This window comes from Brevibacillus laterosporus (assembly GCF_030489605.1).
GTDB lineage: Bacteria > Bacillota > Bacilli > Brevibacillales > Brevibacillaceae > Brevibacillus_B > Brevibacillus_B laterosporus_E.
This window is the reverse complement of the sequence record NZ_JAUKFY010000013.1, coordinates 104,598-118,503: the sequence shown is the minus strand read 5'-3', so window position 1 is coordinate 118,503 and position 13,906 is coordinate 104,598. Positions and strand designations below refer to the sequence as shown.

The following is a 13,906-nucleotide window of genomic DNA, read 5'->3' as shown; positions in this document are numbered from 1 at the left end:
GGAGAAGCTCTTTTCCTATTTATGTAACGGGACTAGGGCTTCTTTCTGTTACAGAAAAGGATTTTGACGAAATATGGCGAAATGTATCGGGTGTAGAGTGAGGTGAAAAGCATGAAAAACTCCCGATCAGAAAGACATCGAATGCGCCGCCGAGCTGATCGAGATGTGAGCCGATTTTGGATTATGGGCTTCATCTTTAGTTTAATCGTCTTAACCGTCGAATTCTTTGTTACCATACCTGCTGAAGCAACGTGGCTGTTAGAAATGGAAATGATATTGTTTAGCGCCAGCTTTACATTACTTGCTTTTTATCTGCTGGGCTTAACCTTTGTTTTTTCCAAACAAGGTGAAGCTGGTGGGGTTAATCATCAAGTGATTATCTATGTGTGGTTGGGAGCTATTTTGTACCATTTGTTTGTACTGGTAACCAATATAACCAATCAGCATGTATATAAAGCAGGGATCATTCTTTTTTTAGGTCCTCTGTTTTTAACAATCTATCATTTTATTACGTACCTGTCTGCTTTGCTTCAAGCACGGCGTGAGGAAGAACAAACTTCGGTAGCTGCTTTGGAACGATCTGCCTATCAACTAATCAGCGAAGCCACGAAATTATATGAAGAGATACGCAGGCTCAAAACTGAATTTCCAGAAGTAGAACAGATGCTTAATGCCAATCAATTTGCACACAAGCTCGAAAAATACACGCTTGAGATGCAACAGTATTTACAAGTTGATTCGTTCCAACGAAGAGATTTGGAGTTTCTGGAAGGGCATTATCTATTCATCGAAAATATTTTAATCATTGTTAAACAGCACCCTGGTATTTCAGAATCACGTAAATATCTAGCAAGAGAGAGAGTGCTATAACCCGAAGAGTGGGCCATGAACATACGGTCCATTTTTCGGTTTTTTTTATTAACAGAAGGGGCAAGTGCATTTTTATTAAAAAATTCCTTGCATAAAATTTTTCTCTCCCCTATATTATTTCGTGTACGAAATTTTCGAGTGCGAAATAATATTAGCGATCGCGAATATATGTAAGAGGTGATACGAGGTGCCTAAAGGGCTGATCATACGTGATGGGGTAAGACAACTTAATAAAATCATTGGGATGATGATTACACAGGAGCTTAGCGAGGTGGGAATTACGATGCCTCAGATTAGTGTGATGCGCAAGATTAAGGATGGACCTATGACGATTGGCCAATTAAGTAAGGACCTTTATCTCTCTTGCAGTACAGTTTCCGGGATAGTCGATCGCTTAGAGAGGGAGGGGTACATCGAACGTGTGCGAGATACTGCTGATCGGCGCGTAGTCTGGATTCACATCACTAACAAATTCGAGGAGATGGCTAATTCCATCCCGGTGATGCAAAAGGAATATTTTACAGAACTAATAAAAGACCTATCGGAAGAAGAGATAGACAAAATCGTCGATGCCCTGCAACTGCTCATTAGACAATTTGAGAAGAGGATTGAGGAGAGAACATGAAAAAGAAATTTATTCTATCCACCATACTACTGCTTATGGTTGTAGCAGGTGGAGGAATCGGTTATTACTATTGGTACCAAGGTACCCATTACGTAACTACGGAAGATGCTCGTGTTGCGGGTGATACGTATCGTGTAATGCCGCGGATATCTGGCAAAATAACTTCGCTAGACTTGTCAGACGGTCAAAGCGTCATAGCTGATCAAATTGTGGGTCAACAGGATACAACAAATATCGCTGGCAACATGTTAGATAATGCTACTTTGCGTGCTCCAATTACTGGTACGGTGTTAAAAGTAACGGCTAAAAGTGGAGAAGTGGTAGCTCCTGGTCAGTCCGTTGCAACAATTGTTGATATGAACAAGCTCTACGTGTCAGCTAACATTGAAGAAACAGATTTAGGCCGGATTCATGTGGGGCAAACTGTTGAATTCACCTTAGATTCATTTAAAGGTCAGACGTTTAGAGGGCAGGTTTTTGAATTGGGAACAGCCACAGCCTCTACGTTTTCTTTGTTGCCTGCAACTAGCACAAGTGGCAACTTCACAAAAGTAACACAGCGAATACCAATTAAAATTTCTATTAACGATAAACAAAACAGCCGCATTTTACCAGGTATGAGTGCTGTGATTAAAATTCATTTGAAAGGGAATTAAGGTGAAGAGTATGAATAAAAGACAAAAAGGGATAGCAGGTACTTTTGCCATAATGGCGTTGTTGCTCGGTGGCTGTAGCAACAATAGCGACAATGAAGCAGCGAATGCTCCCATTGTACAAACGATGAAAGTTGTAGCTACTACGAATTCATCTGGCTTGATGGCATCAGGCAAAATTGTACCTGATCAGCAGGTTCAGGTGGTTTCCAAATTGTCCGGCCGAGTAGCAAATGTCAACGTAAAAGAGGGCGATCGAGTCAAAAAGGGAACGGTGTTAGCAACTCTTGAAAACGCTGAGCTAGTACAACAAGTACGACAAGCTGAAGCTGGCATTGTAGCGTCTCAAGCAAAATTAAATGATACCAAGGCAGGTGCACGTCAACAGGATTTAGACCGGCTAAACAGCGCTTTACAGCAAGCAAAAGTGGGATGGGATGTCGCTCAAAAAACCTATGATCGCATGAAAGCTTTATTTGATACAGGGGCTGTGCCTCAAGCTGATTTAGATAAAGCATCGCTTGCATTAGAACAAGCTAAATCAGGGTATGAACAAACGAAAGCACAGCTTGATTTAGCCAAAGCAGGTGCAACCTCCAATTCTATAGCAGCTCTGCAAGCGGATGTAACGCGTCAAAAAGCAGGTTTGGATTTAGCTAAGACAACATTATCTAACTCAACGATTACTTCACCAATCGATGGAATGATTGCGATTCGCAATATCGAGCCGGGGGAAATGGCAGCGCCTAGCATCCCGCTAATGACCATCGTCAACATGGATACAGTAGTAATAAAGGCGAGTGTTCCTCAAGAACAAGTAAATCATTTGAAAAAGGGACAGACGGTACAGGTTGTAGTAAATAAGGATAAGAAAATGGTAGGAACCATTGATTTTATCAGCCCTGTATCTGATGCAAACAGTACGACTTTCCCTGTTAAAATCAGAGTGAAAAATGACGGTTCGTTATTAGCCGGAATGATTGCTGAGGTCTATTTTGGCGCAGATGCTCAAGTAGCTACAGGGGTAGAGATTCCGAAAAGCTCTGTCATTGATCAGGATGGTAAAAAATTTGTTTATAAAGTAGATGGAAATACCGTTCACATGATTCCTGTTGAAGTAACAGAGAAAAATTCTGATTGGTTATATGCAAAATCAGGTGTTGCTGCTAACGATCAGATTGTTACACAACCAGCTACAGATCTGCATGATGGTAGTCAGGTCCAAATAAACTAGGAGGCGATCAATTTGTCTGCTTCTAACAACAAGGAGAACGCTTCTTATAAATGGTTGGCGTTGGCTGCTATTGTAATGGGGACTTTCGTGGCCGTTTTAAATAATAGCTTAATCAACATTGCCCTGCCTAAACTAGTAGCTGTATTTGGTTCCACCACTGACACTATTCAATGGGTGCTAACAGGGTATATGCTTGCTTCCGCGGTTGTGATTCCCATGAGCGGTGCGCTTGGAGATAAGTTTGGTTATAAGCGGGTATTCGTAACCTCACTTGCTTTTTTTACAATCAGCTCAACGTTTTGTGGATTTTCATGGAATGATAGCAGCATGATTTTTTTCAGAGTGGTGCAAGGGCTAAGCGGTGGTTTCATTATGCCAATCGGGATGTCAATCATCTACACGATTATGCCGCGGGAACAAATAGGGACAGCGCTTGGCTTATGGGGGATTTCAGCCATGGTAGCTCCTGCTGTCGGCCCTACGTTAAGCGGGTACGTCATTGAATATTTCAACTGGCGGTTTCTCTTCTTCATGGGTGTGCCAATAGGGGTTCTAGCGGTAATTATGAGTAGCATGATTTTAAAAGAAACACCACTAAAAAAAGATTTAAAATTTGATTTTCCCGGGGCCATCTTATCTATCATTGGTTTTGCTTCGTTATTGCTAGCCTTATCAAAGGGACAATCAGAGGGTTGGACATCATTGTACATCGTCAGCCTATTATTTGTGGCCGTATCTAGCTTAACGTTATTGATCTATGTAGAGCTAACTACTGAGCAACCATTGATTGAGCTCCGTATTTTAAAGAATGGAACATTTTCACTTAGTTTGTTGATTGTTAGTTTTCTTACCATGGGAATGTTCGGTGGTATTTTTATGATGCCGTTGTATATGCAGAATATCCAAGGTTTATCTGCCATGCAAACAGGTATTTTATTGATGCCCCAGTCAATTGCCATGGCATTAATGATGCCGTTAGGCGGTAAATTATTTGATAAATTCGGTGTTGTTCCATTAGGATTAATTGGATTGACTCTCGCGGGGATAACCACCTTCGAGCTCCAAAATTTAGCTCAGGATACCCCCCATCGTTGGATTGATGTGTTATTAACCATTAGGGGCTTGGGAATGGGGCTCTGTATGACACCACTTTCAACAGTGGGGATGAACGCCATCGAGAAATCTATGGTTGGCCGTGCTTCTTCGTTATCTAATCTGATTCGCCAAGTGATGGGCTCCTTTGCTATTGCTATTTTGACAGCCCTGATGAGTAACCGGCAATCCTTCCATGCCGTGCGGATCAGTGAAAATGTGCAAATGACCAACGATACAGCAAATCAAATGCTGAGCATGCTATCAGGGGTATATGCACAAAGTGGGGTAGACTCGGCTACTTCAATGGGAGGCGCCTCTGCCATACTAGCTGGTTTGATTCAAAAAGAAGCCTTCACGAGAGGGATTGCCGACACCTTTATGGTATCTGCGTTGCCAATTCTTTTGAGCATTCCATTGGTGCTGTTTTTTCTAAAAAAACGAAAAGTGCCAGATGATTTCGTGGCGGCCAAAAGAGTTCCTGTTGAAAAAACAGCAGGGGCAGCGCCTCAAACCTCAGGTACTGCCTCACCTGTGGAAGGATAAATGTAATACTTGCTACCTCAGTTTGTTTTCGCTAACTGAGGTCTTTTTTTGCACAGAAAGAGAGAACAGCTTCTTCTAAACTAAAGATAGAAGGCAGCTGTTCTCTCCCTTGCCATGAATACAGTCCACTGCTCTGCACTTGTTGGACGAGCTGTTTTCTTACTTAGTAGGCAATGCCCTTCACGCTGTCCCTTTTACTTTATTCAAGAATAGCTAAAACATGTACAGGACAACGTAATTGATTTCGAAATTCTTCAAGCAGCTCAACTGCGGCTGAAAAAATTACACAAGTAGAAGGGCCGCCAGATTGCTTCAAATCAAGAGGAAGAGGAGCGGTGAGACGATATGTAAGCGAGGCACTTGCAGCTAACTGCTCCATTTCATAAGCGATTCCTTTTGAGCCAACAGGCAACAGATCATGAACACCGGGATGAGCACGCAGTTGGATTAAGTCAGCTAGGGAAAGCATCTCGGGATCATTTAATCGAACCTCGTGCTTGGGGCCGCTTTTTGGAATACCTGCACACATGATAGCTTCTTTAGGCAGGGCTGTTCCCGGAGAAAACTGAGATTGCTCAACCAGCCCAAGTACGGTTATACCAATCCCTGTTTGCGTGGTTGGAATGTTTTCCTCCGTACTTCCTGTAAACTGTACATCCTCTGTGACGCCTGCTTCTTGCGCATATTCCTTGATTCCACGGAGAATTTCTTCCCCGTAGCCTTCGAGCTCTACTGATAGCGTATCGCATATCATAAACGGAGTGGCTCCACAGGCAATCAATTCAAAAAGCGGTACACGAACAGCAAACCGCCCTAACAAATCGGGTGCTATTTGGACAATGTCCTGTGGTTTGGTGCCGATGCCGCCATCTGAATCGCAGGCGATAACAATGCTTTGTGCTTCATTGATCCGAAGCAGCGTCAGATCACGTACCTTTTGCAAATGGTGTAATGGATTTGTGAGATAGGGTACTTGCATAGCTGGCTCCTTTACAAAATGAATGATTTGTTTAGAGATCTGGGTGCTTGCGCAAGGCAAACAAGGTTACAAAACTGACTGCTTCACGTAATTCCATGCTTAGGGAATGAGCGAGGACAGGAGGAAAATCGTCTTTATACACATGTGATTCCTTTTGCAGAAAAAATCCATTCTCCTGTGCTAGCTGTTTTGCTTCCCAGGGCATAATCGTGTTCTGGATAGTGGCTTTTCCATACAAACGTGGATAGCTATGTGCCCGCGGACCTGCTGTGGGTCCCAATACCCCCAGTAGCAGCAATCCATCCGGCTGCAGGATGCGTTGAAATTCTTGAAGGACAATTAGGGGAGAGGAAGTAAACTCCATCGCGTTAATTGATAGGATGCCTGCAAAGGATTGGTCTGGATATGGCGTAGCAGAAATATCTCCCTCCATAAACTGTAGAGAAATCGAATCGGTAAGCTGTTTGGCCTCTTTGGTGGCATAGGCTATCATTTCTGAGGAAATATCCAAGCCTGTTACATCATACCCTACAGAGGCTAGCTTGAAGCTAGCATATCCATCTCCACAGCCAGCATCCAGTATTCGACCTTTGCTGGAAGGAAGAAGCTCTGTAAATAAAGGTAGGATCGTTTTCCGACTGCCCTGTTCCCACATTCTCTTGCTACGCTCATGCCAATCACCTGCCATTTGATTCCATTGCTGTGAAACAAATCTATTCCACTCCTGCATCCGCACTTCGCTCCCTTCAAATATCCTTTTACCTATCATAACTGATTGGAGCAGATAGACAGAAGACTATTATTGATACTGCATGAAAGCGTTTAAGCGTTACTCCATATTCTTGCATGAAAAAAACAGACCATGTAATCTCAAATAAATAGGTTTAAAATTCAGAATAATCGGAGGTTGAGCGGTGTGAGCGTAACAGACTTTTTCCCTATTCAAGATTGGGACTATGTTGAGTTGTATGTAGGAAATGCGAAACAGGCAATGTACTATTACGCAAAGGCATTTGGATTTGAGCCGTATGCTTATCGTGGTTTGGAAACAGGGAGTCGCACTCAAGTCTCTTATGCATTAAAGCAAAATCACATTCGTTTGGTGTTGACAGGAGCATTAGAGCCTGATCATCCGATTACTGATTTCATTAAGCTACACGGAGAGGGAGTTAAGGACATTGCTCTTCGCGTTGAAAATTGTGAAAAGGCTTACCGGGAAGCAATTTCCCGTGGCGCTACATCTATCATGGAGCCTACGGAATTTAGCGATGAGCATGGAACCGTAAAAAAAGCAACGATTGCTACTTATGGAGAAACAGTCCATTCCTTTATTGAACGGAAGGATTATAAAGGGGTGTTTTATCCAGGCTTCCAACCTTATCAAGCTCCATTTGCCTGTCAGTCTACAGGTCTGATTGGCATCGATCATATCGTAGGGAATGTAGAGGTTATGGATGAATGGGTTGAATTCTATGAGAAAGTTATGGGCTTTACGTCTTCCCAAAATTTCAGCGACGATGACATTTCTACCGAATACTCTGCACTCATGTCCAAGGTTATGCAAAACGGTACTGGGCGAATTAAATTTCCGATCAATGAGCCTGCGGAAGGAAAACGCAAATCGCAAATCCAAGAATATCTGGAATTCAACAAAGGACCAGGGGTTCAACATATTGCTGTATTGACTAATGATATTTTGACAACCGTTTCGCAATTAACCGCAAACGGGGTTGACTTCTTAAGTGTACCGGACACCTATTACGAAAATTTAGCAGAGCGTGTAGGGGCAATTGAAGAGGATATAGAGAAATTAAAAGAGCTAAAAATTTTAGTGGATCGCGATGATGAAGGCTACTTATTGCAATTGTTTAGTAAGCCTGTAGTAGATCGTCCGACATTATTCTTTGAGATTATCCAGCGTAAAGGTAGCCGTGGTTTTGGAAATGGTAACTTTAAAGCATTATTTGAAGCACTGGAGCGGGAGCAGGAGTTGCGTGGAAATCTATAGCGATCCCATAACCAAATAAGCAGGGAAGCCACTTTTTATGTCGATAGGAAAAGTGGCTTCCTTTTTTATAATCAGCTTTTTTGAAAAAAATGTATATTTTTCTAAAAAAAGCTTTTCAGCTTATCTGCAAGTAAGGTATCATAAATAAAGATTCTGTTTATTTTGTTAAAAATCAGATAATTTAGATTATTGTTGTGTGTCTTATATTCTGAAAGGAGGAGAACTTTTATGAAGCGAAAGATACTTTCCATAATCATTTGGACAGTCATTTCTGCATTAGGAGGCATTGGATTTGGAGCGTTGGCTTTATCCAAGGGAGAACAGGTAAGCTCTTTTTGGTTATTAACGGCTGCTTTATGTACATATGCAGTGGGTTATCGGTTTTACAGCCGTTTTATTGCCCGTAAAATAATGGGCTTGGACGACAGACGAGCCACACCTGCCGAAATACATAATGATGGCAAGGATTTTGTGCCAACCAATAAGTGGGTTTTATACGGACATCACTTTGCTGCCATTGCAGGTGCAGGGCCGTTAGTAGGACCTACGTTGGCAGCTCAAATGGGATATTTACCCGGTACAATCTGGATTATTGTAGGGGTTGTATTGGGGGGAGCGGTGCAGGATTTTATCATTCTATTTGGATCGATGAGACGCAATGGAAAATCATTAGGTCAGATTGCTAAGGAAGAGATCGGACCTATTGGGGGCGTCCTTGCGATGATTGGAATACTAGCTATTATGGTTATTCTTATTGCGGTATTGGCGCTTGTTGTTGTTAATTCTCTTACTCATTCTCCATGGGCAACCTTTACGATTGCCATGACGCTACCAATTGCTATTTTGATGGGGTTGTATATGCGTTATTTCCGACCGGGAAGAGTGCTGGAGGCCTCTGTTATCGGAATTGTGCTGTTGTTTGCATCTCTTTATTTTGGGCAAGCAGTGGCAGAATCGCCTACCTGGGCCCCCTTGTTTGATTATGAAGGTACGCAGCTTGCTATCATGATTATTATTTATGGTTTTATCGCCTCTGTTTTACCGGTATGGTTCTTATTAGCCCCGCGCGATTACCTCAGTTCTTTTTTAAAAATTGGTACGATTGCTTTTCTAGCCATTGGAATTGTTTTCACATTACCTAATCTACAAATGCCGGCTTTAACAAAATTTATTGATGGTACCGGGCCAGTATTTACCGGTAACCTTTTTCCTTTCCTCTTTATTACGATCGCTTGCGGAGCCATCTCCGGCTTCCATGCCTTAGTCGCTTCAGGCACAACGCCAAAAATGATTATCAAGGAAAGCGACGCTCCTTTAATTGGCTATGGAGCAATGCTGACTGAGTCTATGGTGGCGATTATGGCGATGATCGCAGCCTGCGTATTAACACCAGGCTTGTATTTTGCAGTAAATGCACCTGCATCAGCAATCGGAACTGATGCGGTAACAGCGGCAGCTACGATTACCAACCAGTATGGCTTCCCAATCACACCGGAGCTATTAACGGAAACAGCCAAGGATGTAGGAGAGACCAGTATTTTATCTCGAACGGGAGGGGCCCCTTCCTTTGCTTTGGGAATGGCACATATTTTTTCAGGTTTTATCGGCGGAAAAGCCTTTATGGCCTTTTGGTATCATTTTGCCATCCTGTTTGAGGCGGTGTTTATCTTAACTACCATTGATGCTGGAACACGCGTTGGCCGTTTCATGGTACAGGACATGCTGGGTAACGTGTTTCCAAAATTAAAGCGCATGGACTACCTGCCGGGCAATCTAATCGGGTCTGCTGCTGTGACAGCAGGATGGGGCTACTTTTTGTATCAAGGGGTTATTGATCCATTGGGCGGAATTAAAACACTTTGGCCACTCTTCGGTATTGCCAACCAAATGCTGGCGGCAATTGCTTTTGTAGTTGGTACTACGCTCATTATCAAAATGGGCAAGGCTCGCTACGCTTGGGTGACGCTATTTCCAATGGCATGGCTTTCATCGGCCACCTTGTATGCGGCTTGGCAAAAGATTTTTTCTAATGATATTACGATTGGATTTTGGGCGCATGCAAACAACTTCAAGGAGAATTTAGCGTCAGGGCTGTTGCCAAAAGGGGTAACATCTGTCGAAGCAGCGGAGAAAATGATCTTTAATGATATGATAGATACCATTGTCTGTGCGATCTTTTTGCTTATTACAATAGCCATTATTGTTGATGGAATACGTCTATGGCTCTCTATTGCGAATGGTAAGAGATACGAGCTAAAAGAGGAACCTTTTGTGCTAACCAAACGTGATCATAAGGGGAATCTAATCGTTTAGCGAGACCAATAAAAAAGCGAAAAACCGTTCATGCGCTGGTTTTTCGCTTGCTTTTAGCTTCAAAGGCTTGTTGCCAGTCCGCTTTCAGAACTGTTCAAAAAATGCTGTGAAGGAGAACTGTAGGGGTGCGTTTTAACGCAGTTTGGGATAAAGTTCTACACTTTAGGAACAGAGAGCGGACTGACAACAAAATTAAGAAAGTGCTCAATCTCTATCATAAAACAGTCTCAACAAAGAAATCTACATGTTTCCCCAAAGAAACTTTTAAAAAATATAGTTAAAAATAATATTTTGATATTAGTAGAAATGTTTTATAAAGTTACGTTGTATAAAAAAAGAAAGACAGTCAATTGTGGATATTATGTTGGAAAAGTGAGGTGTGTGAGGATGCGAAAGAAAATAAGATACTGGAAACGGCGACTCAAAAAGGTGCGTTCCATCATTAAAACGATTTTTGGCATGCCTGATTACGATCGTTATCTGGAGCATTGGTATACGACACACGGAGCTCCTGGAATATTTCCGATGACAGAGAAGGAATTTTATCTTTTCGCCTTAAAAAACAAATATGAAAGCGGTGAAGTGAATCGCTGCTGTTGAATGGAATAGGGCTATGTAGCAAAAGGGAGGAGCTACACGGGCCCTATTTATTTTTATGCCAAAAAGAACGCAGGAAGATATGTGCCTGAGTCTCATCCTTGTGCAGGACTTCTACATAGGAGAGCCTTTTGTTCGGAAAAAGATGGTGATCTTCAAACAAAGTAGCGGTTACAGAATTACGAATGCGACAGCGAATGCCCTGCTGTTGTAAAAACGTATATAATTCAAATGCTTCCCACTCAGGTCCCTCGTAAACCATGTGATAGCGATACGCACCTATCATATCCATTATTTTCAGGCTACTAAATAGTACGACTATCAATACAAAAAAGGTCAAGTATAATCACTTCCGTTCTAAATATGTCGCGAAATGGAGATAGTATTACTAGTGTAGCATTTATGATAGATAAACTATTCATCGCCGTTGTTTAGGAATGGAAGGTGTAGGAGAAGGGGAAATATGATACACTAAAGAAAATTGGATGGGTTGGGTGGCGATATCTTTGCAACCGAATGAACTGGAACAGTGGAAAGAATTGGCGATCACATGCGCCAAAACAGCCGGTAAGCTAAGTTTGGAGAAAATGAATCAGCCCTATACAGTCAACTATAAAACCTCTGCCTCTGACTTAGTCACGGCCGTAGATGAAGAAGTAGAGCAGATGGTTATTGATATGATTCTTAAAAAATATCCTGAGCATGGCATTTTGGGTGAGGAAAATCGTTTTCAGGGTATGGCTCCTTCTGAATATGATACCCTGTGGATCATTGACCCTATTGATGGAACAACTAATTTTGTTCATCAGCAAATTAATTTTTCTGTTTCAATCGCCGTTTATCACAAAGGGGAAGCGGCTGTTGGTGTTGTTTATGACCCATCGCGTGACGAGCTGTTTTATGCAACCAAAGGTGGAGGGGCTTATTTAAATGATCGACAGCTGCGTATTCACCGTCAAGTAAAATTAGAGGAAGCCTTACTTTGTACAAGTGTGTTTTGGAATAAACGCGCTGAGCAGATAGGCATTGATGTTATTTTCAAAGAGCTAGCGGGTAAAGTTCGGGGTATGCGCTTGTTAGGAAGCGCGGCCTTGGAGCTATCTTACGTAGCAGCAGGACGACTGGATGGTTACGTCAGCTTGCAATTAAATCCATGGGATTTTGGAGCAGGCAAGCTTATTATTCAGGAAGCGGGCGGTACTGCTACCACAATGGAAGGCAAGGAGCTTCCATACGATGCTAAAAGCAGTGTAATGGGATGTAATCCGACGTTTTATGAAGAGTTACAACAATTTATTCGTAGTAACATGAACCTGATTCGTTCCGCGCAAGATGCAAAAGATCATACATAGGTATTTTTCCATAGCAATCTGCCTTTTTTTCACTTTTCTATGCGCTTATCCAAGCATCATGTGACCGAAATTCATAGGGTACTAGCAGGAGTTTGTGAGTCCATGCATTCTCCGCTACTAGACCGTGAGAAGGAGGAAGGATCATGGGATGCGGTAGAAGAGGTGGTATATTCGGCTTTAATGGCGGCTTTTTATGGATTATCATTCTTATTGTAATATTGGTCTGTTTCTGTGATGATTAATCACACGTAGTTTGCAGAAATAAAAAAGCCTTACCCTTTTTGGGGTAAGGTTTTTTTCTACTATCCTTTGTATGCGTAATTTGTTGACACCCGCTCCTCAGCGCAGTCTTTAGAAGCTGCGGATAACTCCCATACATGAGCGGAATATTCCATCTCAACAATCATACGATTTATCTCTGCGTATAGGCAGCCAACCTCTCGTAAACAGGTGATGCCGGCTGTTTCTATTGATGTGATGAACTGCTGAGATTGTTGTTGTTTTACTCTGTATAACAGATTCAGCAGCTCCTGATGAGCCTCTGGGGACGGATTTGCAACAAAGGCGCCATATGTTGAAATGGCGGCACTGGCATCAAGCAAAGGCTGGTCAAGAGTATGCCGAAGAGTAGGGAGATATTTTAATTCCTGAGCAGTGTATAGGATACTACATATAGAGATCAACATCTTTTGAACGGAATCAATTTGTTGTTCCAGATAATAGAGCGTGTTAAGGTCTTTCCGGCAAAATACATTATATTTTAAACTTTTCTTTGCATGCTTTAATGAAGCCTCCAGTTCATTATTCCATTTTAAAAGGGAGGCGGGGTCGACAATCGGAGTAGTTGCACTATCAGAGTGATTATTTAGTGCAGTGGCCATTATTGTTAATGTCTGTGCCAATTGCTTACAAGATTCGGCATGTTTCTTTTGAACAGTGGGAACATAGTTCTCTGGTCGAATGATCATTTGAATGAAAACAGCCACGATTGCCCCGATAATGGTTTCTAAAATCCTGCCAGTCGAATAACCTTGCATTTGTTGAAAGGTCATTACCATCACAGAACTAACACCGATTTGTGAAATAATTTGTGGATTTAAGCGTAAAGCGGTAGCGGTACCCATACCTACCAATAGAACAAGGACAAGACCTAGTATTCCATTTTCAAAATAAGGAAGAATAATAATGCTAGAGACAACTCCGCCAATGACGCCAATTACACGATAAATTCCCTTTTCCAGAGTGTCTGCAATGGTAAGTTGCATGGTTAATACCGCAGCAAGCGGAGCAAAGTAGGCAAAATGATTGCCGAACAATAATGAGGCGATCAGCAATGACAAGCCGGATGCTAAGACGGTTTTACACACATGAAACGTGAGACCAAAGCGAGCGCACCAATTCATACTGCGCTGCACCATGGAACTCACCTCCTTGTTTTTCTAAGCTGTTTTAGTGTTTGTTACAACCATCATGGTAAACCAAAAATGTTGATACAAAAGCTTATAATTTTGACAGATTTTCGATAAAGTTCTTTTTTTCACAATTATTCATAAATGAAAGCGAATACATTTACAAACATGTGCAGTATTCGCATTTTTGTACAGGAGAGCTTGCTTCGATATGCTAAAATAAAGGAT

The 13,906-nt window shown here is 42.0% G+C and carries 13 protein-coding genes; 9 read left to right on the top strand and 4 right to left on the bottom strand.

What is annotated here, in order from left to right; translation table 11 throughout:
• Positions 1–111 precede the first annotated feature (111 nt).
• The 5 genes from QZ995_RS15195 to QZ995_RS15175 all read left to right on the top strand — a co-directional run bounded on the left by QZ995_RS15195 (position 112) and on the right by QZ995_RS15175 (position 5,020).
• A complete protein-coding gene (locus tag QZ995_RS15195) occupies positions 112–870 on the top strand; it encodes a hypothetical protein (RefSeq protein WP_301808459.1) in 759 nt (252 codons plus the stop codon).
• 187 nt (positions 871–1,057) lie between these two features.
• Positions 1,058–1,495 (top strand): MarR family winged helix-turn-helix transcriptional regulator, encoded by a 438-nt coding sequence (locus QZ995_RS15190; RefSeq protein WP_003334751.1) that lies wholly within the window; start codon positions 1,058–1,060, stop codon positions 1,493–1,495.
• Entirely contained in the window at positions 1,492–2,151 is a 660-nt protein-coding gene (locus tag QZ995_RS15185) for an HlyD family efflux transporter periplasmic adaptor subunit (protein WP_301808453.1), read from the top strand. The genes QZ995_RS15190 and QZ995_RS15185 overlap by 4 nt, the downstream gene beginning before the upstream one ends.
• A 10-nt stretch (positions 2,152–2,161) precedes the next feature.
• Positions 2,162–3,382: an efflux RND transporter periplasmic adaptor subunit gene (locus tag QZ995_RS15180; RefSeq protein WP_301808450.1), complete on the top strand. Its 1,221-nt coding sequence runs from the start codon at positions 2,162–2,164 to the stop codon at positions 3,380–3,382.
• A gap of 12 nt (positions 3,383–3,394) precedes the next feature.
• Complete coding sequence (locus QZ995_RS15175) at positions 3,395–5,020, top strand: DHA2 family efflux MFS transporter permease subunit (protein WP_301808449.1); 1,626 nt, start codon at positions 3,395–3,397, stop codon at positions 5,018–5,020.
• 199 nt (positions 5,021–5,219) lie between these two features.
• On the opposite strand, the gene QZ995_RS15170 is transcribed toward QZ995_RS15175, so the two are convergent.
• Entirely contained in the window at positions 5,220–5,999 is a 780-nt protein-coding gene (locus QZ995_RS15170; RefSeq protein WP_301808446.1) for an AIR synthase related protein, read from the bottom strand.
• 31 nt (positions 6,000–6,030) lie between these two features.
• A complete protein-coding gene (locus tag QZ995_RS15165) occupies positions 6,031–6,729 on the bottom strand; it encodes a class I SAM-dependent methyltransferase (RefSeq protein WP_301808445.1) in 699 nt (232 codons plus the stop codon).
• Between the two features lie 186 nt (positions 6,730–6,915).
• On the opposite strand from QZ995_RS15165, the gene hppD reads away from it, so the two are divergent.
• From hppD to QZ995_RS15150, 3 genes are all read left to right on the top strand, one after another.
• Complete coding sequence (gene hppD / locus QZ995_RS15160) at positions 6,916–8,007, top strand: 4-hydroxyphenylpyruvate dioxygenase (protein ID WP_301808443.1); 1,092 nt, start codon at positions 6,916–6,918, stop codon at positions 8,005–8,007.
• Positions 8,008–8,235: 228 nt separating this feature from the next.
• Positions 8,236–10,320 carry a carbon starvation CstA family protein gene (locus tag QZ995_RS15155; RefSeq protein WP_301808442.1) on the top strand — a complete coding sequence of 695 codons (2,085 nt, stop codon included), beginning with the start codon at positions 8,236–8,238 and terminating at the stop codon, positions 10,318–10,320.
• A 387-nt stretch (positions 10,321–10,707) separates the two neighbouring features.
• On the top strand, positions 10,708–10,920 hold the full coding sequence (locus tag QZ995_RS15150) for a CstA-like transporter-associated (seleno)protein (protein WP_031413057.1): 213 nt from the start codon (positions 10,708–10,710) through the stop codon (positions 10,918–10,920).
• Between the two features lie 43 nt (positions 10,921–10,963).
• On the opposite strand, the gene QZ995_RS15145 is transcribed toward QZ995_RS15150, so the two are convergent.
• The gene (locus QZ995_RS15145) at positions 10,964–11,257 is read right to left on the bottom strand and encodes a hypothetical protein (RefSeq protein ID WP_301808438.1); all 294 of its coding nucleotides are present in this window, start codon (positions 11,255–11,257) and stop codon (positions 10,964–10,966) included.
• 166 nt (positions 11,258–11,423) lie between these two features.
• Here QZ995_RS15145 and QZ995_RS15140 point away from each other — a divergent pair, with 166 nt between their 5' ends.
• Entirely contained in the window at positions 11,424–12,269 is an 846-nt protein-coding gene (locus tag QZ995_RS15140; protein ID WP_437124741.1) for an inositol monophosphatase family protein, read from the top strand.
• Between the two features lie 302 nt (positions 12,270–12,571).
• Here the strand turns inward: QZ995_RS15140 and QZ995_RS15135 are convergent, their stop codons facing one another.
• Complete coding sequence (locus QZ995_RS15135) at positions 12,572–13,687, bottom strand: FUSC family protein (RefSeq protein ID WP_301808433.1); 1,116 nt, start codon at positions 13,685–13,687, stop codon at positions 12,572–12,574.
• Between the last annotated feature and the right edge of the window lie 219 nt (positions 13,688–13,906).